General features: G+C 70.5%; 18 protein-coding genes and 1 pseudogene. 15 read left to right on the forward strand and 4 right to left on the reverse strand.

Features of this window, described 5'->3' with window-relative positions:
• Positions 1-104 precede the first annotated feature (104 nt).
• From ACLVWQ_RS39570 to ACLVWQ_RS39605, 8 genes are all read left to right on the forward strand, one after another.
• A complete protein-coding gene (locus ACLVWQ_RS39570; protein WP_414114169.1) occupies positions 105-752 on the forward strand; it encodes an HAD family hydrolase in 648 nt (215 codons plus the stop codon).
• Positions 753-838: 86 nt separating this feature from the next.
• Positions 839-2089 carry an MFS transporter gene (locus tag ACLVWQ_RS39575; RefSeq protein WP_414114170.1) on the forward strand — a complete coding sequence of 417 codons (1251 nt, stop codon included), beginning with the start codon at positions 839-841 and terminating at the stop codon, positions 2087-2089.
• Positions 2040-3212, forward strand: a complete 1173-nt coding sequence (locus ACLVWQ_RS39580) for an acetoin utilization protein AcuC (RefSeq protein ID WP_414114171.1) — start codon at positions 2040-2042, stop codon at positions 3210-3212. The genes ACLVWQ_RS39575 and ACLVWQ_RS39580 overlap by 50 nt, the downstream gene beginning before the upstream one ends.
• A 219-nt stretch (positions 3213-3431) precedes the next feature.
• Positions 3432-4247, forward strand: a complete 816-nt coding sequence (locus ACLVWQ_RS39585) for a phosphatase (RefSeq protein WP_414114172.1) — start codon at positions 3432-3434, stop codon at positions 4245-4247.
• 129 nt (positions 4248-4376) lie between these two features.
• Positions 4377-4586, forward strand: coding sequence for a helix-turn-helix domain-containing protein (locus tag ACLVWQ_RS39590; RefSeq protein ID WP_093781815.1), 210 nt, complete (start codon positions 4377-4379; stop codon positions 4584-4586).
• 164 nt (positions 4587-4750) lie between these two features.
• Positions 4751-4849, forward strand: a complete 99-nt coding sequence (locus tag ACLVWQ_RS39595; RefSeq protein WP_003948845.1) for a 30S ribosomal protein bS22 — start codon at positions 4751-4753, stop codon at positions 4847-4849.
• A 392-nt stretch (positions 4850-5241) separates the two neighbouring features.
• Positions 5242-6303, forward strand: a complete 1062-nt coding sequence (locus tag ACLVWQ_RS39600; RefSeq protein WP_414114173.1) for an NAD-dependent epimerase/dehydratase family protein — start codon at positions 5242-5244, stop codon at positions 6301-6303.
• A gap of 25 nt (positions 6304-6328) precedes the next feature.
• Positions 6329-7414, forward strand: a complete 1086-nt coding sequence (locus tag ACLVWQ_RS39605; protein ID WP_414114174.1) for a lysophospholipid acyltransferase family protein — start codon at positions 6329-6331, stop codon at positions 7412-7414.
• 109 nt (positions 7415-7523) lie between these two features.
• On the opposite strand, the gene ACLVWQ_RS39610 is transcribed toward ACLVWQ_RS39605, so the two are convergent.
• From ACLVWQ_RS39610 to ACLVWQ_RS39620, 3 genes are all read right to left on the reverse strand, one after another.
• Complete coding sequence (locus ACLVWQ_RS39610; protein WP_414114175.1) at positions 7524-8765, reverse strand: DUF5667 domain-containing protein; 1242 nt, start codon at positions 8763-8765, stop codon at positions 7524-7526.
• A gap of 316 nt (positions 8766-9081) precedes the next feature.
• A complete protein-coding gene (locus tag ACLVWQ_RS39615; protein WP_414114176.1) occupies positions 9082-9858 on the reverse strand; it encodes an ECF subfamily RNA polymerase sigma factor, BldN family in 777 nt (258 codons plus the stop codon).
• A gap of 322 nt (positions 9859-10180) precedes the next feature.
• On the reverse strand, positions 10181-11128 hold the full coding sequence (locus ACLVWQ_RS39620) for an HAD family hydrolase (protein WP_414114177.1): 948 nt from the start codon (positions 11126-11128) through the stop codon (positions 10181-10183).
• 161 nt (positions 11129-11289) lie between these two features.
• Between ACLVWQ_RS39620 and ACLVWQ_RS39625 the strand changes: the two genes are divergently transcribed.
• From ACLVWQ_RS39625 to ACLVWQ_RS39645, 5 genes and pseudogenes are all read left to right on the forward strand, one after another.
• Complete coding sequence (locus ACLVWQ_RS39625) at positions 11290-11589, forward strand: glutaredoxin family protein (protein WP_414114178.1); 300 nt, start codon at positions 11290-11292, stop codon at positions 11587-11589.
• 331 nt (positions 11590-11920) lie between these two features.
• Complete coding sequence (locus tag ACLVWQ_RS39630; protein WP_414114179.1) at positions 11921-12688, forward strand: redox-sensing transcriptional repressor Rex; 768 nt, start codon at positions 11921-11923, stop codon at positions 12686-12688.
• A pseudogene (locus ACLVWQ_RS39635) lies at positions 12685-14484 on the forward strand (glutamyl-tRNA reductase); the annotation flags it as partial. The gene ACLVWQ_RS39630 and the pseudogene ACLVWQ_RS39635, both read left to right, overlap by 4 nt.
• A gap of 194 nt (positions 14485-14678) precedes the next feature.
• The gene (gene hemC / locus ACLVWQ_RS39640; RefSeq protein ID WP_414114180.1) at positions 14679-15650 is read left to right on the forward strand and encodes a hydroxymethylbilane synthase; all 972 of its coding nucleotides are present in this window, start codon (positions 14679-14681) and stop codon (positions 15648-15650) included.
• On the forward strand, positions 15647-17335 hold the full coding sequence (locus tag ACLVWQ_RS39645; protein ID WP_414114181.1) for a uroporphyrinogen-III synthase: 1689 nt from the start codon (positions 15647-15649) through the stop codon (positions 17333-17335). The genes hemC and ACLVWQ_RS39645 overlap by 4 nt, the downstream gene beginning before the upstream one ends.
• Positions 17336-17530: 195 nt before the next feature.
• On the opposite strand, the gene rph is transcribed toward ACLVWQ_RS39645, so the two are convergent.
• Positions 17531-20152 (reverse strand): rifamycin-inactivating phosphotransferase, encoded by a 2622-nt coding sequence (rph, locus tag ACLVWQ_RS39650; RefSeq protein WP_414114182.1) that lies wholly within the window; start codon positions 20150-20152, stop codon positions 17531-17533.
• 223 nt (positions 20153-20375) lie between these two features.
• Here rph and hemB point away from each other — a divergent pair, with 223 nt between their 5' ends.
• Complete coding sequence (gene hemB, locus ACLVWQ_RS39655) at positions 20376-21368, forward strand: porphobilinogen synthase (protein ID WP_414114183.1); 993 nt, start codon at positions 20376-20378, stop codon at positions 21366-21368.
• Between the two features lie 122 nt (positions 21369-21490).
• The gene (locus ACLVWQ_RS39660; protein WP_414114184.1) at positions 21491-24208 is read left to right on the forward strand and encodes an ABC transporter substrate-binding protein; all 2718 of its coding nucleotides are present in this window, start codon (positions 21491-21493) and stop codon (positions 24206-24208) included.
• Positions 24209-24267: the final 59 nt, after the last annotated feature.

Below are 24267 nucleotides of genomic sequence, written 5' to 3' on the forward strand. Positions count from 1 at the left end.
CAATTATTGTGAGAGAGCCCCCGCACTTCGGTGCGGGGGCTTTTTTGCGTTCCCGTGCGGACCCCCTACCCGCGAAGACTCCTCCTACCTTTAGGTTCTTTGTCATGCGCTACGACCTGGTGATCTTCGACAACGACGGCGTCCTCGTGGACAGCGAGCCGATCTCCAACACGCTTCTCGCCGCGTATCTCACCGAGCTCGGTCACCCCACCTCGTACGAGGACTCCCTGCGCGACTACATGGGGGCCGCCATGCATCGCGTACACGACCTGGTCGAGGAGCGGACCGGGCAGCGGCTGCCGGCCGACTTCGACGACGTCTTCCACCAGCGGGTGTTCGCCGCCTTCGAACGGGAGCTGGAGCCGGTGCCCGGAGTCGTGGAGGTCCTGGAGAAGCTGGCCGCGGACGGGACTCCGTACTGCGTGGCCTCCTCCGGGAGCCATGAGCGGATCCGGGTGGGGCACCGCAGGACCGGGTTGGACCGGTGGTTCGACGACGAGCGTGTCTTCAGCTCGCAGGACGTCGGACGAGGGAAGCCGGCCCCGGACCTCTTCCTGTACGCGGCCGCGCGGATGGGAGTGCCCCCGCGGAAGTGCCTCGTCGTCGAGGACAGCCCGCTCGGCGTGCGGGCGGCCGTCGCCGCGGGGATGGACGTGTACGGCTTCACGGCGATGACACCGGCGGACCGGCTGGTGGAGGCCGACCTGCTCTTCGGGGAGATGAGCGAGCTGACGGGCCTGCTCCAGAGCTGACGCGCCGCCGAACCGCCGAAGCTGAGCGAAACTCATCTTCTGCGGCATCTACCCACGAGTAAGCCTGACCCCTACGCTGAGCCGCCATGACAGACGTGCTGAGGCGTGGTCGGGCTTCGTTGGCGTTCAGCTTCTTCGCCCAGGGCGTCGCCTTTGCGCTGCTCGTCACCCGTATCCCGGCCATCCAGGACCGGTACGGGGTGTCCGACGGGCTGCTGCCCGCCTTCCTCGCCGCCGTACCGGTCCTGGCCGGCGCCGGGAGCGTCTGCACCGAGCACCTGGTGAAGCGGGTGCCGCCCAGCCACGTACTGCGCTGGTCCCAGCCCGTCGTGCTGCTCGCGCTGCTCGGGGTGGGGGCCGGTGACGGGCTGTGGGCGCTCGGGCTCTCGCTCGCCGCCTTCGGGCTGGCCGTCGGAGCCCTCGACGCGTCCATGAACATGCTCGGAGTGAGCCTCCAGCACACCTACGGGCGCAGCATCATGCTCGGCTTCCATGCCGCGTACAGCCTCGGCGGGATCGTCGGGGCGTCGCTCGCGTGGGTCGGGGCGCACTGGGATCTCGCGCTGTTCGTGTCCTACCTGCCCGTCGTGGTCGTGGTGCTGCCCGCCGCGCTGGTGGCGAGCCGGTGGTACGTCGACGGGGCCGGGACCGACCCGACTGGGCCAGGGAAGGGCCAGGAGGCCGGTGGGACCGGTGGGGCCGGTGAGGGCGGTGGTGCGGGGGTGGGGTTCAAGCTGCTGCTGCCGCTGTGCCTGGTGATGTCCTTCGCCTACATCGGCGACTCGACCGTCTCCAACTGGAGCGCCAAGTATCTGCAGGACGTCCTCGGCAGCTCGGAGCAGCTGGCGACCGTTCCGTACAACGTCTACATGGTCACCACACTGCTCGGGCGGGCGGTGGGGGACCTCGGAGTGCGGCGGTTCGGGGCCGTGGCGGTCGTACGGGCGGGGGCGCTGGTCGCGGCCGTGGGCTTCGCGGTGGTGGCGGGGGCGCCGGGGGCCTGGGTCGGGATGCTCGGCTTCACCCTCGTGGGGTTCGGGCTGTGTGTGATCGTGCCGCAGACCTTCGCGGCGGCGGGGAGGCTGTTCCCCGGAGCGGCCGACGCGGCCATCGCCCGGCTGAACATCTTCAACTATGTCGGGTTTCTGGTCGGGTCACCCCTCGTGGGGGCGCTGGGCGATGCGTGGAGCTACCGCGGGGCGATGCTCGTACCGATGACGTTGGTGCTGGTGACCCTCTTGTACGCCCGGTCGTTCGCTTCTGGGCCTTCCGGATACGGTGACGGGCATGAGTGGCCGCGCACAGCTGATGTGGGACGAGGCAGTAACGGGCTATGACTTCGGCCCGGACCATCCGATGGATCCGGTCCGGCTGGCACTGACCCGGCGCCTGGTCGACGCCTTCGGGCTCGACCGGGAGATGGATGTCGTCGCGGCCAAGGCCGCGGGGGACTCGACGTTGCGGCTGGTGCACAGAGAGGACTACGTCGAGGCGGTCAAGGCCGCCTCCGTGGACCCCGGGGCCGCCGACAGCGCGTACGGCCTCGGCACCGTGGACGATCCCGCCTTCGCCGGTATGCACGAGGTGTCCGCCCTGATCGCCGGGCAGTCCGTGGGCGCCGCGGAGGCCGTGTGGCGCGGTGAGGCGCTGCACGCGGTGAACTTCGCGGGCGGGCTGCACCACGCGATGCCCGGCGCCGCGTCCGGTTTCTGCATCTACAACGACGCCGCGCTGGCCATCGCCCGGCTGCTTGAGCTCGGGGCCGAGCGGATCGCGTACGTGGATGTGGACGTGCACCACGGGGACGGCGTGCAGGCCGCCTTCTGGGAGGACCCGCGAGTGCTGACGGTGTCGCTGCACGAGCATCCGCGGACCCTGTTCCCGCAGACCGGGTGGCCCGAGGAGACCGGGGCCTCGGGTGCGGAGGGCTCCGCCGTGAACGTGGCGCTGCCCGCCGGGACCGGGGACGCGGGGTGGCTGCGGGCCTTCCACTCCGTCGTACCGGAGCTGATCGCCGACTTCCGGCCGCAGGTGCTGGTCACCCAGCACGGAGCCGATACGCACTTCGAGGATCCGCTCGCCCATCTCGCCGTGTCGCTGGACGCGCAGCGGGCCGTGCAGGTGGCCTGTCACGAGCTGGCGCACGAGTACGCGGAGGGGCGGTGGGTCGCCCTCGGCGGGGGCGGGTATGCCGTGGTGGACGTCGTGCCGCGGTCCTGGACGCATCTGGTGGCGATCGCGGCGGGGCGGGAGGTGGCGCCCGAGTCGGTCGTTCCCGAGGGGTGGCGGCAGGAAGTGTTCGCTCGTACGCGGCAGTTGGGGCCCGCGCGGATGACTGACGGGCGGTGGCCGGTGGTCTGGGCGGGGTGGGATGCGGGGTATGACCCCGCGGATCGGCTGGATCAGGCGGTGTTGGCCGCTCGGCGGGCCGTGTTTCCTCTGCGGGGGTTGCTGGCGTAGCGCCTGGGCGGGGGGCTCGTTCCACGGGCTTCTTTCGCCCCCGCCGCCCCTACCCTTCCCGTCACTGATCGGGGGCTCCGCCCCCGAACCCCCGCTCCTCAAACGCCGGAGGGGCTGGAAGGTCCGGCGCCGGACGGGCCGGCGGTTGTGTTACGCCAACTGTGGGGTGTTCCCGGGGTTCTGGGGGTCGGGGTGGCGTATGTGCGGCAGCATCGGGGCGTGTTGAGTACCGGGGTGTTGCGGGCGCATCTGCTGGCGGCGAGGCTGGCCGGCACGGTGGCCACCTCGCGTGAGGCGAGTCTCAGGAGTTATCGGCTGTTCGCGGCTCGGGATCCGCGGGTGACGATCGGGCTTGATCCTGAATGGACTTGGCGACAGCCTGATCTGATCGCTTTGATGGCGGACAAGTGTGGTGTATCGGCCGATCCTCGGCACACCTCCGGGTTCGACGTGATCGATCCTGATCGGACCCTGGAGGCGCTCGACGCCTTCGCGGAGCGGCTCGGGCAGGCCGTGCGGAACCGTTCGCCGGTACTGCTCGGCACCGGACATCCGCACCGACTGATCGGTTTCTACGCCGCTCTCGCGGACGCTCTGTCGGCGGCCGGGTGTGCCGTCCTCACCCCCGCGCATGGTCACTGTGTCGACATAACGACCCGGTTCGGTCTACGCACGTACAACCTTGACTACGTACGGGGAGTCGCGTTGGTGCGAGAACCCGGGGTGCGGGGCGCCGGTCGCGAGACCGGCGCGCACACCCACTCACCTCTCCCGGTTCGGGCGGCCCTGGCGGCCGCCGCGGCGGCCGGCGGGCCCCTCCCGGAACTCGTGGTGGGGGACCACGGATGGGTCTGCGGGGCAGGTCAGCTGGGGTTCGAGGCCATCGGTCTCGGCGACACCGACGATCCCGCGCTGTTCGTCGGCGAGGCAGAGGGGCGGGTGTCCGTCGTCGTTCCACTTGATGACGCTGTGCGGTCTGATTACTACCGACCGCTTACTCGCTATGTACTCAATCGAGCGTGTCTGTCACAGTAGGCCGCCGATGGGGGCTCCTCTTCCCCACTCGCATCACCCGCCCCTACTCTGGGGAGTGAGCACGCAACGACGAAGTGTCACCGGAAGGGGAAGCCGGGGACCGTCGAGTGCGGAAGGTTCAGGTGTGTCATGGCTGCTGGCGAGAGGCCTCTGAACGAGGTTCAGTTCCTTACCGTGGCGGAAGTCGCCTCGGTGATGCGAGTGTCGAAGATGACCGTGTACCGCTTGGTGCACAGCGGTCATCTGCCCGCGATCCGGGTGGGGAGGTCATTCCGCGTCCCGGAGCAAGCGGTTCACGAGTACCTCCGCGAGTCGTATGTGGGGGTGGAGACAGCCTGACGGCGGTCCGGCGACGTCCCGGGGAGGCATGATCGCGTCCCCGGGATTTCACCCGGAACCCCTCGATTACAACCTCGGCGCTCAGACGGGTAGGCTGGCCCCTCATAAGTCGTGTGGGCCCATGCAGCCCAGCAGCGAGTAAAGAGAAGTGAGCGAGGGTAGTCGTGGGCTCTGTTATCAAGAAGCGGCGTAAGCGGATGGCCAAGAAGAAGCACCGCAAGCTGCTCAAGCGCACTCGCGTTCAGCGTCGCAACAAGAAGTAGTCGCGATACGCGGCGGTCGCCCACCACGCGAGAGCGGGGCGTGGGCGACGCCGCGACAGTGCGCTCTGTGGCCCCCCACCGACCGGTGGGGGGCCACAGCCGTTTTCGCTCGCATTTCGGCCCGCGGCACCCGCAGACCCGGCAACGCCCCCCCCGGCAGGTCCTGCAACCCGCCGACGCCCTTTCCGTCCGACTGCACGAACGCCGTGCGTGTGTCCGGGCGTATGTTCCGTCCGGCGAATGGCTTGGTCTGGTCGTATGTCCCGAGGTGCCGTGACTTCGTGCATCGGGCAGTCATCCCAGTGCGACACCGACCCGCTAACGTGACCGACACGGGGAACACGGCAGAGTACGGGCAAGTGTCGTCGACGGCTGGAAGGAAGGCGCTGATCTTGGGGAAGGTCGTGCTCGTGACCGGAGTGGCCCGTCAACTGGGGGGCCGGTTCGTACGACGGATCCAGCGTGACCCCGAAGTGGACCGGGTGGTCGCCGTGGACGCGGTCGCGCCGGAGCACCACCTGGGCGGAGCGGACTTCGTACGGGCCGACATAAGGCAGCCCACGATCGCCAGGCTGCTGGCCGAGCACTCCGTGGACACGGTCGTGCACATGGACGTGACGGGCACCCCGCTGGGCAGCGGAAGCCGGGCCTCGGTCAAGGAGACCAACGTCATCGGCACGATGCAGCTGCTCGGCGCCTGCCAGAAGTCCCCGACGGTCAAGCGACTGGTCGTGAAGTCCAGCACGAACGTCTACGGGGCCGCCCCCCGCGACCCCGCCGTCTTCACCGAGACGACCTCGCCGAAGTCGCTGCCCAGCGGCGGCTTCGCGAAGGACACCGTCGAGGTCGAGGGGTACGTACGCGGCTTCGCGCGGCGCCGGCCCGACGTCGCCGTGTGCGTGCTGCGGTTCGCCAACATCCTCGGGCCGAGCGCGGACACCCCGCTCGCCGAGTACTTCTCGCTGCCCGTGCTGCCGACCGTCCTCGGCTACGACCCGCGGCTGCAGTTCGTGCACGAGGACGACGTGATCGACGTCCTGCGGATCGCCTCGCACGAGCCGCAGCGCGGCACGCTCAACAGCGGCACGTTCAACATCACCGGGGACGGCGTCCTGTTGCTCTCGCAGTGCGCGCGCAGGCTGGGCCGGCCCACCGTCCCGGTGCTGATGCCCGCGATCAGCTGGGTGGGCTCGGCACTGCGTACGCTGGGCATGACGGACTTCTCGCCCGAGCAGCTGAGGCTGCTGACTCATGGCCGGGTCGTGGCGACGAAACAGATGCGCGAGACGCTCGGTTACCGGCCGAAGTTCACCACGGCGGAGGCGTTCGCGGACTTCGCCCGCAGCCGGGGCTCCGGACTGCTGCCCCCCGAGGCCCTTGCGGGGGCCGTCGACCGGATCGCCGCACTGCCCGCACTGGGCGGTGGCCACCCCCCGACGCAGAGCGCCAACTGAGCGCCAACCGAGGAGCGCATCAACGATGGCGGACGCCAAGGTCATTCCGTTCGACGACGACCGGTCCCGCGGAAGTGCCGTACAACGGCCCGCGCGGCGCCGGAGCGCCGGGAGCAGGCGCAAGGGCGAGCCCACGGCGGTTCACGAGGTCCAGCCCCTGCCCGCACGAACGATTCAGCAGGATGATGTTCCTGTGACACGTGAGGAACCAGCCGCCGATCCGGCTCTCGATCCGGTTGTCGACCCGGCCGCCGGGGAGAAGCCGCGGGGCGACGGCTGGGAGCAGCGCGTCGCCGGCGGTCTGTCGTTCCTGCGGCGGCGCCTGACGGGTGACTACGAGGTCGACGACTTCGGTTACGACCAGGAGCTCACCGAGCAGGTCCTGATGTCCCTGGTGCGCCCCCTCTACGAGAAGTACTTCCGCGTGGAGGTGAAGGGCATCGAGAACATCCCGTCGGAGGGCGGGGCGCTGATCGTCGCCAACCACTCGGGGACGCTGCCGCTGGACGGCCTGATGATGCAGGTGGCGGTCCACGACAACCACCCCGAGAACCGGCATCTGCGGCTGCTCGCGGCCGACCTCGTCTTCATGCTGCCCGTGGTCAACGAGCTGGCCCGCAAGGCCGGCCACACCCTCGCGTGCGCGGAGGACGCCGAACGCCTGCTGCAGCGCGGCGAACTGGTCGGTGTGATGCCGGAGGGCTTCAAGGGCATCGGCAAGCCCTTCAGCGAGCGCTACAAGCTCCAGCGCTTCGGGCGTGGCGGGTTCGTGTCGACCGCGCTGCGCCAGGGCACGCCGATCATCCCGTGCTCGATCGTGGGCGCGGAGGAGATCTACCCGATGCTCGGCAACGCGAAGACCCTCGCGCGGCTGCTCGGGTTCCCGTACTTCCCGATCACGCCGACCTTCCCGTGGCTCGGGCCGCTGGGCGCGGTGCCGCTGCCGACCAAGTGGACGATCCAGTTCGGCGAGCCGATCCTGACGGACGGCTATCCGCCGGAGGCGGCCGAGGACCCGATGCTGATGTTCAACCTGACGGACCAGGTGAGAGAGCAGATCCAGCACACGCTCTACAAGCTGCTCGTACAGCGCCGTTCGGTGTTCTTCTGACCGAGTTCCTCCGACCGACGGCCTTCGGTCTTCCGACCGACGGTCTGTGTGTACGCGGATGGGGCGCCCCTTTTCAGAAAGGGGCGCCCCATCCGCGTATCGGCGGAGCCTAGTCCGCGTCCTCGCTGTCGATGCCCAGGCCCGGGAGCAGCCCCGGGAGCAGAGGCGGCAGGGTCACGTCCGGCTCGGGGGACGGCGTGGCCTTGCCCGACGGGGTGGTGGTGGCGTCGTCCTTGGGCGGGTCGAGGAGACCGCCCGTGCTGCCGCCGAGCAGACCGTCGTCCGCGGTCTTGGACGAGGACGGCTTGGGCTTGCCGCTCTCGGTCCCGGTGCCGTCGGACGAGTCGCCGCCGGAGGCGCTGGGCGGGGCCGAGCGGTCCGCACCGGACGAGCCGGGGGAGTCCGAACTCGGGCCGCGGTGCCGGCCGGTGCCCTCCTGGACGGGCGGCTGCGGGAACAGCGCGCGCAGCGGTTCGACCTCTTCCTCTATGGCGTCGAAGACCGAGCTGACCTGGCGGCTGACGTCGCCGAGCTGGACGGGCAGCCGGTCGCGCAGGGTGCCCCAGGCGTCCCGGTGGGACTGCGAGAAGGCGGAGAGCGCCTGGATGGGGCCCAGGGAGTCCGGGTCCCGCTCATAGGCGTCGTGCAGTAGGCGGTGGCCCTCGGAGGCGTCGTGCTGCATGCCGGACAGCGCGCGCCGGATCTCGCCCAGGGACTCGTGGTTCAGGTCGCCGGAGCGGCCGCGCTCCATCAGCCGGCGCGCCTCGCTCAGCCGGGTGGAGGCCTGGTCGAGGTAGAGCTCGCCGCGGTTGCTGTTGCCGTCGGCCATGCCCAGCTTGAGGTCCTCCATGCCGCGCTTGAGCCCGTAGAGCGAGTCACCGGGCAGGGCGTCGGAACTGGCAGCGGCGACCCCGCTGAAGGCTCCGGCGGCCACACCCACGGTGAGCCCGCCGGCGGCGAGCCCCTTCGACAGCCGGGAACGGGGCCGCAATTTCCCCAGACCTGTCGCCCGGTGCGCGCCCCTGCCCCGCTGGGCCCGCTGCTCGGGCACCGAAGGGCCCGCTGCTTCGCCGCCCGCGGCCGTGCCCTCCAGCAGCATGGCCTCCATCGCGGCCACCAGCTGAGCTCTCTGGACGACCTTGACCTCGGGGTCCATCACTGGTTTGGGCAGCTCGCCGAGGCCGGTCGCCAGGGACAGCATCCGGCTCTGCTCGGGCCGGTCCGCGGCGGCCGGAGCAGGTCCTTCGGACTGCTCGGCCGCCGTGTCCCTGTCGGAGTCCCTGTCGGACTGCTCCTCCAGGGCCTGGGCGAAGGCGTTCGTCCGCCGGTGCGCCGATACGTTCGCGATCACTGGCGGCACCTCCTCTCGTCATGACGGATCGGCTCCCCAGGGGGTCCTGAGGGTCCCACCCGCTGACCACGACGACTCGATCGAGTGATCGAAGACGGTCAGGGTGTGACCACAGGGAGCCTGTATCCCGCACAACGAGCGGCTCGGCACTTGGGTTACGGACGACGGATGATCGGACCGTGAAGTCAACAGACTTTCACGGACGGTGAGTTGGGCGTCGCGGAACGTAGGGAACCCCGTGCGGGGTTCCCTACGGGGTTCCGGACGGGTTCCGTGCGGAGCCGTACCGGGGGCTGCGGACGGCCGTGGGGGTGTCTCAGCGGGCGTCTTCCGGGAGGAGCCGTGCCAGGGTGCGCACCGCCCGGTACTGGAGGGTCTTGATCGCGCCCTCGTTCTTGCCCATGACCCGGGCGGTCTCGGCGACCGAGAGGCCCTGGAGGAAGCGCAGGGTCACGCATTCCTGCTGCTGCGGGTTGAGGCGGCGTACGGCGTCCAGCAGTGCCGCGTTCGAGAGGGACTCCAGGACGGAGTCCTCGGGTGAGCGCTCGACCTCGTTGGCGTCGAGCATTTCGCCGGTGGTCACTTCGAGCCGGAAGCGGCTCGACTTGAAGTGGTCCGCGACGAGGTTGCGGGCGATGGTGACCAGCCAGGCGCCGAAGTCACGGCCCTGCCAGGTGAACGTCCCGATGCGGCGCAGTGCGCGCAGGAACGTCTCGCTCGTCAGGTCTTCCGCGGTCGCCTTCCCGCCGACGCGGTAATAGATGTAGCGGTACACAGTGTCGCTGTACTGGTCGTAGAGCCGGCCGAAGGCATCGGCCTCCCCGGCCTGTGCGCGCTCCACTAGGTCCATCATCCGGGCGCTGTCACTGTCTGCGGCCGGGCGGCGTGCGGGGGTGGCTGGCGCGCTCGAACGTCCTCGTCTGCCTACCGCCGCGCTGCCGTCCGCCAGTGCGTAGCACGGGCCGACGGGCGCGATGGAGACAGCGAGGGCGGGGACGGCGTACGCGGTGGGGACGAAGCCGCGCAAGCGGTCCAGGACCGTTGCGCGCAGCGTAGCCAGGCCCGAGGCGTCAACCCCGACGTGTGGGTACACGGGACTCCCAGAGGCAGAGCTTCCATCACGTGCAGTACAGGACCGTTCACTCTTCGTGGCGAAGAGTGGGGTCCGTTATGCGTCTGAGGAGAATAACGCTTCGTACAGGCAGCACTACACCCAGTTGCTAAAATCATCGATTACGTCGCTTCTGCAACTGAATGACACCTGATCAAGTGCCGGATCATGACCGGTTGTTGATCGAATCAGCCCGTGTTACGTCTGAGTCCGGGGCGTGTTGTGGCCGGGTGCCGTCAACGTGACGGAGCGCCCCCGAAGGGGCGCGGGGGCTGTGACATGTGCGGGGCGGCGCCGAGGAGCGTCAGCGGCGACGGCGGTGCAGGGCGATCGCCGCGGCGGTGCCACCGGCGACCGCTCCGACCCCGGCGGCCGCCGGAATCCCGACCTTCGCCGCCTTGCGGCCCGTGCGGTAGTCGCGCAGCCGCCAGTCGAGCCTGCGGGCGTGCTTGCGGAGCTTGGCGTCCGGGTTGATCGCGTAGGGGTGCCCGACCAGCGACAGCATCGGGATGTCGTTGTGGGAGTCGCTGTACGCGGCGCAGCGGCCGAGGTCCAGCCCCTCCGCCGAGGCCAGCGCGCGTACCGCCTCCGCCTTGGCGGGGCCGTGCAGCGGTTCACCGACGAGCTTGCCGGTGTAGACGCCGTCCACCGACTCCGCGACCGTGCCGAGCGCGCCGGTCAGGCCGAGGCGGCGGGCGATCACCGTGGCGATCTCGACCGGGGCGGCCGTGACGAGCCACACCTTCTGGCCGGCGTCCAGGTGGGCCTGGGCCAGGGCGCGGGTGCCGGGCCAGATGCGCTCGGCCATGTACTCGTCGTAGATCTCCTCGCCGATCGACATCAGTTCGGCGACGCGGTGGCCCTTGACGATGGACAGCGCGGAGTCACGGGCGTCCTGCATGTGCTCGGGGTCCTCGACGCCGGCCAGCCGGAACCAGGCCTGCTGCCAGGCGAACCGGTACAGGTCGCGGGACTCGAAGAACTTCCGCTTGTAGAGGCCGCGGCCGAAGTGGAACAGCGCGGCGCCCTGCATCACGGTGTTGTCCAGGTCGAAGAACGCGGCGGCCCGGTCGTCGCCGAACACCGGGAACTCCGGGAACTCCGGTTCGGCGCCTTCGGGCGCGGCTTCGTGCGCGAGCTCTTCCAGCTCCTGGGAGGTCTTGCGCGCTGCCTCAGCCGAGGCCTCGCCTGCCAGCACACTGCGTGCGGTTGCGGAGCGCCTGCGGGGAGTGAGCCATCCGAGAGCGGCCATGACGTGAGCATAGCCAGTTTGTTCGGTGCGTCTGGAGTCGGGAGGTTTGGAGGCCGTGAACTCTCTGAGACCGGGCCGTTAAAGAACTCACCTCCCGCCTCGGCGTGGGGCTGGACGCACGCGGTTCCCCGCGCCCCCCTCGCCGGCGCCCCTGCGGGAGAATGGGACGCATGAGCCCTGTTTTCCGGCGTGGTGAGCGTCGGGTGGAGAAGAAGGCGCCGCAGGAGCGGCTGGTCACGTTGATCGGGAAGCCCGACTGTCATTTGTGTGAAGACGCACAGGGAGTTGTGGAGAAGGTCTGCGCCGAGCTCGGGGTGCCCTGGGAGAAGAAGGACATCACTCAGGACGCGGAGCTGTACGAGGAGCACTGGGAGCAGATCCCTGTGGTGCTGGTGGACGGGGCGCAGCACACGTTCTGGCGGGTGGACGAGGCGCGGCTGAGGCGGGCGCTCGCGGTGTGACCGCGGCTGCCGGGACGCAGGAGTAATCGGACCGTGGCCTGACTGAGTAGTCCAAAGGGGCCGGAATGTCACTTAGGATCGAGGGCGGTTCGGACTCGGGGGCGGGGATCGTAGAGGAGAGTGTGCGGTTTTGCCCCCAAGAAGTGAGGAACAAAGGTGCGTGCGTACCGGTTCCGTACGGGTGCGCCGGGGGTGCGTGACCCCGGTCACGTTGGCCGGGCAAATCGGACACCATCTTTGTGCACGCGTTCACAAAGACATAGCCTGCATTCGACGGGGCGGTCCGGGAACGTGTGACCGCCTGCAGCCCCGCGCTACCCGCAGGAGCACCGTGGCAACTGGCCGAACTCACCGAACGGCGACCCGCAGCCGAGGGATTCCCGAGGCCACCGTCGCCAGGCTTCCGCTGTATCTCCGAGCCCTCACCGCTCTGTCGGAGCGCTCGGTACCCACGGTCTCCTCCGAGGAACTCGCGGCCGCGGCGGGCGTCAACTCCGCCAAGCTCCGCAAGGACTTCTCGTACCTCGGGTCGTACGGGACACGCGGTGTGGGTTACGACGTCGAGTACCTCGTCTACCAGATCTCCCGCGAGCTGGGTCTGACCCAGGACTGGCCGGTCGTGATCGTCGGTATCGGCAACCTCGGCGCGGCCCTGGCCAACTACGGCGGGTTCGCCTCACGCGGGTTCCGGGTCGCGGCGCTGATCGACGCCGATCCCGAGATGGCCGGGAAGCCCGTCGCGGGCATCCCCGTACAGCACACCGACCAGCTGGAAAAGATCATCGACGACAACGGTGTGTCGATCGGTGTCATCGCGACCCCCGCCGGGGCGGCCCAGCAGGTCTGCGAGCGGCTCGTCGCCGCCGGTGTGACCTCCATCCTGAACTTCGCGCCGACCGTGCTGTCCGTTCCGGACGGCGTCGACGTGCGCAAGGTCGACCTCTCCATCGAACTGCAGATCCTCGCCTTCCACGAGCAGCGCAAGGCCGGCGAGGAGGCCGACGCACAGGCCGACGCCGTGCTCGCGGCCGAGGCCGCCGCGGCCAAGGAGGCCGGCAAAGGGCCCGACGGGGACGTCCCCGCCGTGATGCCCGCATGAGTCTCCTCGTCGTCGGGCTGAGCCACCGCAGCGCTCCGGTCAGCGTCCTGGAGCGCGCCGCGCTGTCCGCGGACGCCCAGACCAAGCTGCTCCAGGACACGGTCGCCGCCGAGCCGGCCACCGAGGCCGCGGTGCTCGCCACCTGCAACCGGATAGAGCTGTACGCCGACGTGGACAAGTTCCACGCCGGTGTCGCCGAGCTCTCCACGTTGCTGGCCCTGCACAGCGGGGTCGGGCTCGAAGAGCTCACTCCCCATCTGTACGTGCACTACGAGGACCGGGCCGTCCACCACCTCTTCTCCGTGGCCTGCGGGCTGGACTCGATGGTGATCGGCGAGGGGCAGATCCTCGGCCAGATCAAGGACGCGCTCGCCACCTCGCAGGAGGTCCACTCCGCGGGACGGCTGCTGAACGAGCTGTTCCAGCAGGCGCTGCGGGTCGGCAAGCGCGCCCACTCGGAGACCGGCATCGACCGGGCCGGGCAGTCCCTGGTGACCTTCGGCCTCGAACAGTTCGCGGCCGACGCCGGAGTCGACGCCTGGGCCCGGGACAAGCGGGTCCTGGTGATCGGCGCGGGCTCGATGTCCTCGCTGGCCGCGGCCACCCTCGCGCGCGCCGGAGTGGCCGAAGTGGTCGTCGCCAACCGGACGTTCGACCGGGCCGAGCGGCTCGCCACGCTCCTCGTGGAGCAGTACGGACGGCGTTCCTGCGATCTCGACCCCGGCGCCGACGTGGTCGCCCGCGCCGTACCGATCGACGCGGTCGCGGATGAACTGACACGTGCCGACGTCGTCGTGTCGTGCACCGGCGCGACCGGACTCGTCCTCACGGCCGAGGTCGTCGCGGCGGCCATGGAGGGCCGGTGTCGTCCGGCCGCTGCCCCTGCCGCTCCGGCCCCGGTCTCGCCGTCGTCGTCGGCCGTCGGTGGCGCTGCTGCGTCCCGTACGGACGCCCCGGACGCCTCCGCCGTACGCGACGGCCTGCCGGCCACCGGCGTCGGCACCGACGAGAACTGTCCCCTCGACCTCTCCAGCGTGCAGGGCACCGCCGGGTTCTCCGTGCTCGGCGAGGCCGCCGTGGCCGGTATGGCCACCACCGAGCTGGAACAGCACGCCGCCTGGGTCGACAAGGGAGCGTCCGCCGCGGACTCCGGCACGGGATCCGAGACGCCCGGCGGTTTCGCCGCGGTCGACCCCGCCGCCGAGTCCGACGCCATCGCCGCCCTCGCCGCCGCCTCGGCCGCCGTCGGACGGGTGCCCGAGCGGCGCCGGCCCGAGCCCGTCGCCGAGATGCCCCGGCCCACCCCCGTGCTCTCGCTGCTCGATCTCGCCATGCCCCGTGACATCGACGCGGCCGCGCACCGGCTGCCCGGGGTGCGGCTCGTGGACATCGAGACGCTCGCCGACGAGTCCGCCGACGCGCCCATGGCGTCCGACGTGGACCAGGTGCGGCGAATCGTTTCCGACGAGGTCGCCGCCTTCGGTGCCGCTCAGCGGGCCGCGCACATCACTCCGACCGTCGTGGCGCTGCGCACGATGGCGGCCGACGTCGTCGCGGGCGAGATCGCCCGGCTCGACGGACGGCTGCCCGGCCTCGACGACAAGCAGCGCGGCGAGATCACCCAGACCGTGCGACGCGTGGTGGACAAACTGCTCCACGCCCCGACCGTACGGGTCAAGCAGCTCGCCGCGGAGCCCGGTGGCGCCGGGTACGCGGACGCGCTGCGGACCCTGTTCGACCTGGACCAGGAGACGGTCGCCGCCGTCTCGCGGGCCGATGACAGCGACGACCGCGAGGACAGCGACAACCGCGATGACAGTGACGGCAGCAGCGACAACCGCGACAACAGCGACGACGGCAGTGATGGCAGCGACGGTGTTAAGGGCTTCGGCCGTGCGCTCTTCGGCGGTACGGGCACGGGCACGACGAGCTTCGACGGCACAATCTTCGACAGCAGCAACTTCGAGAGCGCCGAGAACCGAGGGCGAGCATGACTGAGCAGGCACTGAGGCTCGGGACCAGGCGGAGCAGACTCGCCATGGCCCAGTCCGGTCAGGTGGCGGACGCCGTGAGCCAGGTGACCGGACGGCCCGTCGAGCTCGTGGAGATCACGACCTACGGGGACACCTCCCGCGAGCACCTCGCGCAGATCGGCGGCACGGGCGTCTTCGTGACCGCCCTGCGGGACGCGCTGCTGCGCGGTGACGTCGACTTCGCCGTCCACTCCCTCAAGGACCTGCCGACCCAGGAGTCCGACGGCCTGGCGCTGGCCGCGGTACCCGTCCGCGAGGACCCGCGTGACGTGCTGATCGCACGCGACGGACTGACGTTCGCCCAGCTGCCGAACGGGGCGAGGATCGGCACCGGCTCGCCGCGTCGCATGGCCCAGCTGAACGCGTACGCGCGTGACCACGGGATGACGATCGAGACCGTTCCGATCCGCGGGAACATCGACACCCGTATCGGGTTCGTACGCGACGGAGAGCTGGACGGGGTCGTACTGGCCGCCGCCGGACTCAGCCGCGTCGGCCGCACCGACGAAGTGACCGACTTCCTGCCGGTCGACACGATTTTGCCCGCCCCCGGCCAGGGGGCCCTCGCGATCGAGTGCAGGGCGGGGCACACCGCCCAGGACACCGCACTCGTCGCTGCGCTCGCCGAGCTCGACGACCCGTACACCCGGGCCGCCGTGACCGCCGAGCGGTCCCTGCTCGCCGCCCTGGAAGCCGGTTGCAGCGCACCTGTGGGTGCCTTCGCCGACTTGCTGGCCGACGGGCAGATTGTCAAGGAAATGCGCCTGCGCGGCGTCGTCGGCACGACCGACGGCTCGACGCTGGTGCAGTTGTCCACCACCGGTCCCGTGCCCGAGACACATGACCAAGCAATGGCGCTCGGCCGTGAACTCGCTGCCGAGATGCTTGCCAAGGGCGCGGCCGGTCTGATGGGGGAGCGAGCACATTGAGCCCCACCACCCTTCCCATCGGCCTCGAACACGGGCACGTCACCTTCCTCGGTGCCGGACCCGGGGATCCGGGACTGCTGACTCTGCGCGCCGTGGAGGCGCTGGGGAACGCGGATGTCCTGGTCGCCGAACCCGAAGTGCTCGACGTCGTCCGCACGCACGCCAGACGAAACGTCACCGTGCTCGACACCGATACGGGCGCGAGCCCGGACACGCCTCAGCTGAAGGTAGTTGACGGTGCGTCAACCACCTCTGGCGTCCCCGCGTCGAAGGACGCGGCCAATATTGTCATGGAGGCCGCGAGGGGCGGCAGGCGGGTCGTCCGTGCGGTCTCGGGTGACCCCGGGCTCGACGCGTACGCCGCCGGCGAGATGCTCGCCTGCGCCGCCGCGGGCGTGCCGTTCGAGGTCGTTCCCGGTGTCGCCGCCGCGCTGGGCGTGCCCGCCTACGCGGGTGTGCCGCTGCGGGACGCCGAGGGTGCGGACGTGCGGTTCGTCGACGCCCGTACGGCGTCCGCGCGCTGCTGGACCGAGGTCGGCGCGTCCGACGGGACCGTGGTCGTCTCGGCGACCCTCGATTCCGTGGGGGCGACGGCGGGCGAGCTCGTGGCCGCCGGCCGGAAGCCGGACACCCCGATGGCCGTCACGGTCGCCGGTACGACGACCCGTCAGCGGACCTGGTCCGCGACGCTCGGCACGATCGCGCAGACGCTGAAGCAGGCGAAGGTGCTGCCCTCGCCCGAGGGTGGCCGGCCGGTGATAGCCGTGGTCGGTGAGCGTTCCTCCGCCGCGCAGCGCGACCAGTTGTCGTGGTTCGAGTCCAAGCCGCTGTTCGGCTGGAAGGTGCTCGTGCCGCGGACGAAGGAGCAGGCGGCGTCGCTCTCCGACCAGCTGCGGTCGTACGGGGCCGTGCCGCACGAGGTGCCGACGATCGCCGTCGAGCCGCCGCGTACGCCCCAGCAGATGGAGCGGGCCGTCAAGGGCCTGGTGACGGGGCGGTACGAGTGGATCGCCTTCACGTCGGTGAACGCCGTCAAGGCCGTACGGGAGAAGTTCGAGGAGTACGGGCTCGACGCGCGGGCCTTCGCCGGGATCAAGGTCGCGGCGGTGGGTGAGCAGACCGCCAAGGCGCTGATCGCCTTCGGTGTGAAGCCGGACCTGGTGCCGAGCGGTGAGCAGTCGGCGGCCGGTCTGCTGGAGGACTGGCCTCCTTACGATCCGGTTTTCGACCCGATCGACCGGGTGTTCCTGCCGCGTGCCGACATCGCCACGGAGACGCTGGTCGCCGGGCTCATCGAGCTGGGCTGGGAGGTCGACGACGTCACGGCCTACCGGACGGTACGGGCCTCGCCGCCGCCCGCGGACACCCGTGAGGCGATCAAGGGCGGCGGGTTCGACGCGGTGCTGTTCACGTCGTCGAGCACCGTGCGGAACCTGGTGGGCATCGCCGGGAAGCCGCACAACGTGACCGTGATCGCATGCATCGGCCCGGCCACGGCCAAGACGGCCGAGGAGCACGGACTGCGGGTCGACGTCATGTCACCCGAGCCGTCCGTCCACCGGCTGGCCGAGGCCCTGGCGGAGTTCGGGACGCGCCGCCGCGCCGCGGCACTGGACGCCGGTGACCCGGTGACCCGGCCGAGCGAGCGGCGGCCGGGGTCGCGGCGGAGGCGGTCCACCACGTAGGTGGGGCCGCGGTGAGTGGTGTGGGGTCGGGGCCGTGCCGGTGCGTCGAGCCCGTCGCCTTCCGGGTGTACTGCTGTACGCCTGGGAGGGTGGGGTTCCTTGCAGGAGCCCTACGCGACGGGCTGCGACGCACCGGCACGGCCCGCTCCCGTTCGTACTGCGGCTGCGGCTGCGGCTCGGGCGGTGGAGAACCGGTCAGCCCGGGAGCAGTTCGATGTAGCCGTCCGTTCCGTGTACGCGGATCTGTCGGCCGTCCTCGATCAGGCGCGTGGCCCCGTCCACGCCCACCACGGCCGGGAGGCCGTACTCGCGGGCGATCACCGCGCCGTGGGTCATCAGGCCGCCCACCTCCGTCACCAGGCCCGCGATGCCGACGAACAGCGGTGACCAGCTGGGGTCCGTGTGGGGGGTGACCAGGATGTCGCCCGCTTCCAGGTCGGCCTGTGCCATGTCCAGGATGACGCGGGCCCGCCCCTCGACGGTGCCGGCGGAGACCGGGAGGCCGATCAGGGCGCCGGGCGGTGCGTCGTCGCGGTGGTACGCCCCCGTGAGGGCCTCGCCGTCCGAGGTGAGGACCCGCGGCGGTGTGAGCGCGTGGTAGGAGCGGAACTCCTCCTTGCGCCGCTGGACGAGGTCCCAGTCCGCCCGGTTCGAGCGCACCACGTCGTGGAGTTCCTGGAAGGTCAGGTAGTAGATGTCCTCCGGCTCAGGGAGAACGTCTGCCTGTACGAGGCGGGTCGCCTCCTTCAGCAGGGCCTGCTTGTAGACGAAGTAGCGGCTGACGATGCCGTACTTCGGGTACTCCCGGTAGCCGATGAACGTGCGGACCCGGTCGATCATCCTCTTCGTCTCGGCGGCCTTCCCCGCTCCGTCGTCCGGCAGGGTGCGCAGGCGTTGCAGTATGTTCTCTTCGGCTTCCAGGGCCTTCCTGCGTCCTTCCTCGAAGCGTCGTTCCGCGGCGCCCCGTTCGAAGTTTCTTACGTTGTCCAGGATCACCGGGACGAGGGTGGCCGGGCGTTCCCGCCAGCGTGGCCTCGTGATGTCGATCTCGCCCACGCAGCGCATGCCGTACCGGTCGAGGTACGCCTCGATCGCGGCGTGCGGTTCGGCACCGCCGGGGAGTTCCGCCAGGGCGTCCAGGAAGTCGTCGTCCTCGACCTGCTGGAGGAACGCCACGACTTCCGGGTGCGGGCGGATCGTGTCCGCCACGTCCAGCAGCGCCAGGCCCATCTCCGACGTGATGTTGCCGGGCGCGGACAGCGTCAGCGTGTCGGCCGCGTTCTTCTCGCCCAGCCATTCCTGCAGCTTGTCGTTCAGCCACCAGGTGGCCTCCATCCCCGCCATGAGCGCCTGCATGCTCAGCGGGTCACTCAGGGCCCGTTTGTGCTCGTCGAAGTACTCCAGGAGGAAGTCGAACAGCGCCGGGCCGCTCTTCGTCCCGATGTCCTGCTCCAGCGCGGCGACGGAGGCCCGGCTGCGGGCCATCAGTTCGTCGACGATGCCCGGGTCCGGTTCGGTGGCGGCCTTCCCCGCTCCGGGTGACGTGCTTCTGGGCGATGTGCCTCCAGGGGTCTCTTCCTGGAGCGGCTCGACGAAGCCGTCGGCCAGGACCGTCTCCAGCGCGTCCCTGATCAGCGGGTCGCCCTTTCCCATCGCGTCCAGGAGCGCCGCCCGGCTCCCCGGCGCGGCCAGGCGGCGGGTGACGTCGACGAACAGCCGTCCGCCCGCCGCGTGCATCGGCACCATCGCCGTCAGCTGCCACATGGACAGGCCCAGCGGCTTCATGGGGTCCGTCATCATCTGCCCATGGCCGACCGAGACGTAGACGTGGTTCGTTCCCTGGTCGCCTTCGGCCTTCGGGACCGGGAACAGCGTGGTGATCGGGCGGCTCTGCACCATCTCGAAGCCGTCGTCGGTCAGGCACCACTCGATGTCCTGCGGGCTGCCGAAGTGCTCCTCGATCCGCCGCCCCAGCTCCACGAGTCGTACCGCCTGCGCATCCGTCAGCGTCGGCTGCTCCTGGCGGTGCGGCTCGATCGCCACCTCGCCCGTACCGCCCGTGGGGAGGGCGCGCACGGCGCGTCGCTTCACGGCGATCTTCCTGGCGACCACCTCGCCGTCGCGCACCGTGAAGACGTCCGGGTTCATCGACCCGGAGACCAGTGCCTCGCCGAGGCCGAAGCCGGCGTCCACCGTGGCCACCTTGCGGTTGCCGGTGACCGGGTCGGCCGTGAACAGGACGCCGGCCGCGGCGGGGACGACCATCCGCTGGACGACCACGGCCATGTGGACCGCGCGGTGGTCGACGCCGCTCCGGCTGCGGTACGCCACGGCCCGCTCGGTGAACAGCGAGGCCCAGCACCGGCTGATGTGCCGGAGGATCTCCGCGGGGCCCACGACGTTCAGGTACGTGTCCTGCTGGCCCGCGAAGGAGGCCGTCGGCAGGTCCTCCGCCGTCGCGCTGGACCGGACCGCGTAGGCCGCCCGCTCGCCGTGGCCGGCGAGGGCGCCGGTGATCGCCGCCGCCAGGTCGTCCGGGATCGTGGTCTCTTCCACGGTCCGGCGGATTTCTGCGCTGAGCGCGCCGATCGACTTCCGGTCGTCCGGGGGCAGGTGCGACAGCTCGGTGAGCAGATCGTCCAGCGACGGCTGCTGCGCCATGATCCGGCGGAAGGCGTCCGTCGTCACGCAGAAGCCCGGCGGTACGCGGATGCCGTCGATCCGCGACAGCCCGCCCAGGTGCGCGCCCTTGCCGCCGACCAGCGCGACCTCCGTCCCGTCGACCGACCGAAGATCCCGTACGTAGTGCTCGCTCACCGCTATGCCTCCGAGGCAGCCGTTTGTGCAGGTTGGGGCCTTGGCCGACGATTTTGCGGCATCACGGGGGGCTTGCCGCAAGCCCCCTGGCGCGCTATACCTTGAGAGTGGCGAGGAGAGAGTTTTCTTCTCGCCTTTGTCGTGCCGTCCAGGGGCCGTCGTGCCGTCCAGGGCCGACTCCGCGTCGGCAAAGGCATCGATGGGGCGGGCGTAGCTTGGTGGGATGACGAAGTACGCATCCTTTCCCGGCAGCCGGCCCCGGCGGCTGCGGACCACGCCTGTCATGCGGCGCATGGTGGCCGAGACCCGGCTGCACCCCGCCGACTTCATCCTCCCGGCCTTCGTGCGGGAAGGCGTCTCGGAGCCCGTGCCCATCGAGGCCATGCCCGGTGTCGTACAGCACACGCGGGACAGCCTGAAGAAGGCCGCCGCCGAGGCGGTGGCGGCCGGGATCTCCGGGATCATGCTCTTCGGGGTGCCGGAGGAGTCGAAGAAGGACGCCGTGGGGACCCCCGGGACCGATCCCGACGGGATTCTGCAGGTCGCGCTGCGTGATGTGCGCAGTGAGGTCGGGGACGAGCTGTTGGTCATGTCCGATCTCTGTCTCGACGAGACCGTCGACCACGGGCACTGCGGGGTGCTGGACGCGGAAGGGCGGGTCGACAACGACGCGACCCTGGAGCGGTACGCCGAGATGGCCCAGGTGCAGGCCGACGCGGGCGCCCACGTCGTGGGGCCCAGCGGGATGATGGACGGCCAGGTCGGTGTCGTACGGGACGCCCTGGACCAGATCGGGCGCGAGGACGTGGCGGTGCTCGCCTACACCGCCAAGTACTCCTCCGCCTTCTACGGGCCGTTCCGGGAAGCCGTCGGCTCCTCGCTGAAGGGCGATCGCAAGACCTACCAGCAGGATCCCGCGAACGCGCGCGAGTCGATGCGGGAGCTGGCGCTCGACCTCGAAGAGGGCGCCGACATGGTCATGGTGAAGCCCGCCGGGCCCTACCTCGACATCCTGGCGCGGGTCGCCGACGCGGTGGACGTGCCGGTCGCCGCGTACCAGATCTCCGGCGAGTACTCGATGATCGAGGCCGCCGCGGAGAAGGGCTGGATCGACCGCGACAAGGCGATTCTGGAGACCCTCACCGGGATCCGGCGGGCCGGGGCGCGGAACATCCTCACCTACTGGGCCACCGAGGTGGCGCAGAAGCTGCGTTGAGGGCGCAGGGGGAGGTGAGGCGGGGGCGCGCGGTTGCAACAATGGGTGACTGTGGGCGTGTTGGGTCTCACGGAGAGTAGCGTTGCTGGTCACCACGATCTGAGCACCGCACCGGGGGTCCCATGGAACCCGTCTTCGCGCACGCCGACAGGCTCTTCTCTCTGCTGAACAAGTTGGTCCGCCGCCCCGGCAAGGGCGAGTTGCCCCGTGAGGTGACGCACCGGGACGGAATTCCCGTGCTGTGTCTGGTCGGTGACCACCAGGACCGGCTGGTCGAGCAGATTCGGCGGGCGTTCGCCGAGACCCAGCCGCGGCGCGTGTCGCACGAGGTCGTCGTCATGGACGAGCGGTGGGACGAACTCGTCCACGACCGGGCCGACCTCGCCCCGGAATGGCAGCGGACCGAGCTGTGCCGCAGGGTCCTCGTCCAGCTGGCGCACACCTGTTCCTCCGCGCGCGGCGGGGACGACGGCCGCGTACGGTTCCGGCGGTTCGGGCTCGTCAACTGGCTGCTGGAGATGACCTGCACGGACGAGGAACCGGACTCACGGCACGACCAGGACATGCTGAGCCGCCTGCGGGAGCGCGAGTTCCGGCGCAGGCCGGTCTTCGGCTTCCTGCGCGCCCCCGGCACCGAGGTGGCCCTCCAGGGCAAGGTGCCCTGGTGGGCGTACGTCTTCGGGCTGTACGTGCTGCCGCTGATGTGGTTCAGGGCCTGGCGGGTGCTGGGCGGCGAGTACCGCTGGCTGTTGCGGCAGCCGTACATGTCGCCCGGCGATCCGGGGACCTTCACCGGGTTCGCGGTGCGCCTCACCCAGCCCCGGTGGGGGCGCGAGGACCCCGAGCAGGTCGTCAAGCTGATGATCAACGCCTTCCTGGAGGACCTGCGGGTCGCCTACCGGCGGCGGCCCTGGCGCCGGCGGGCCGCCCGGCGTACGGCCTACTGCGTGGCCGTCCTCAAGGGCGTCAGCGACGGCAACCACGGGCGAGCGCTGGTGCGTTCGTTCGTGGAGGTCCGCAGGGAGACCGGCGCCTTCGACCCGCTGCTGATCGTCACGACCTGCTCGGAGGAGGAGTACGGCCAGGAAGGCGCGCGGGTACGGAGCCTCATGGAGGAGCTGACCCCGTACGAGGCCTGGTGCGAGCGGCTGCGCAGCGCGGGCCGTAGCCGGGGCGCCGGCTTCTGGTACCTGCCCGTACGGGTACCCGGGCCGCTGCCGGCCGGGCATCCCGACCTCGCGGCGCAGAGCGAGAGCACGTCCGCGGCGCGGCGGTTCACCGTCCGGCGGCCGCCGGTCTGGGCGGGACGGACCGCCACGACCGGCGTGGTCGCGCTCGCCCTCACGCTGGTCGTCGGGAGCGTCGGGGCGATGGTCGAGCGGGACGGCCGGTGGAAGGAGGCGCACTGCGGGCTGGCGCGCTCCCACGCCGACGCGGCGAACGTGACCTGGCAGAAGGAGACACAGGAGTGCGTCGGGGTCGCCTCGCACGGCTTCGCCTTCGGCGCCCGGGACCGGAAACTGACCGACACCCTCCGGGTCATCGACGAGCAGAACCGGGAGGCGGAGGAGATCCACCGCACCTACGGGGACCGGCCCCTGGTCACCCTCGTCCATGTCTCGGCCATGCTCAGCAGCCCCGAGACCCCTTCGCCCAAGGCCGTCTCGTACGCCCGTGAGCAGCTCCAGGGCGTGGCGAGCGCCCAGCGGCGCCAGCTCGACGGGCAGGGCGACAGGGACCCGGCGCTGCGGATCCTGCCCGCCAACGCCGGATCCGCCATGCGGTACGGCGAGAAGGTCGCCGGCCTGCTGCGGAGGCTGAAGGAGGGCGATCCGACCATCGTCGGCGTCACCGGGCTCGACGAGAGCCGGCAGGCCACGGTGGACACGATCGAGGCGCTGACCCGGGCCGGACTGCCCATGGTCGCCACGACCCCGTCCGCCGACACCCTCGACGACCACTCACCGCTATACCACCAGGTCTCCCCGCAGAACGAGCGGGAGGCCGAGGTCGCCGCCGCGTACGCCGACCAGCTCGTCAAGAACGGGACGGTGAAGAGGCGCGAGGTGCTGGTCCTGTACTCGGCCGACCGGACCGACGCGTACAGCCGGACCCTGTGGGAGGACGTCCGGAGGGCCTTCGGGGAGACGGGGTTCGAGGTGACGCCGAAGAAGTACGCACCCGAGTCCCCGGACGGTGCCTTCCCCGGCACCCCAGGCCCGAACTCCGCGGGGCAGGACATCTGCGGCGACAAGGAGCGGATGGTGTTCTTCGCGGGGCGCTCCGAGGACTTCGAGGAGATCCTCGCCGCCGTCGACCGCACGTGCGGCTCGTCGGAGCCCTTCATCCTCGGCGGTGACGACGTGGCCCGGCTGGGCGCCGACCCGGCCCGGCGCTCCCGCTTCCACCGCCTGACGTACGAGTTCCTCGACTTCACTCCGAACTCCGCGTCCTGCGACGGCTCCGGCAACCTCTACAGCACGATGAAGGAGCTGTTCCAGGAGGAGTGCTCGCCGGCCGCGACCACCTATCTGAACGGACACGCGGCCCTCGCCTTCGACGCGGTGAGCGTGTACCTCGCGGCGATCTCGCACCTTCAGGACAAGGCCCGCGGTATGGAACTCACCGCCCACGCCGTGTGGCACGCGCTGGGCACCGTCCACGGTGAGTACGTGCTCGACGGGGAGAGCGGTGTCATCGACTTCGGCGGCGGGGTGGGCGGGCACACCCCGGTGGACAAGCTCATCTCGATCCAGCGCGTGGACCGCGACGGCCTGCCCGTCCAGCAGGCCTTCTGCGGTCGTCTGCCGGCGAAGACGCCCGCGCACTGGTGTCCCTGAGGGCCGGACGGGAGGGCCCGAGGGGGAGGGAGGAGGGGGAGGGCCCGAGAGGGGGGACG

The organism is Streptomyces sp. CWNU-52B (genome assembly GCF_047444975.1).
GTDB lineage: Bacteria > Actinomycetota > Actinomycetes > Streptomycetales > Streptomycetaceae > Streptomyces.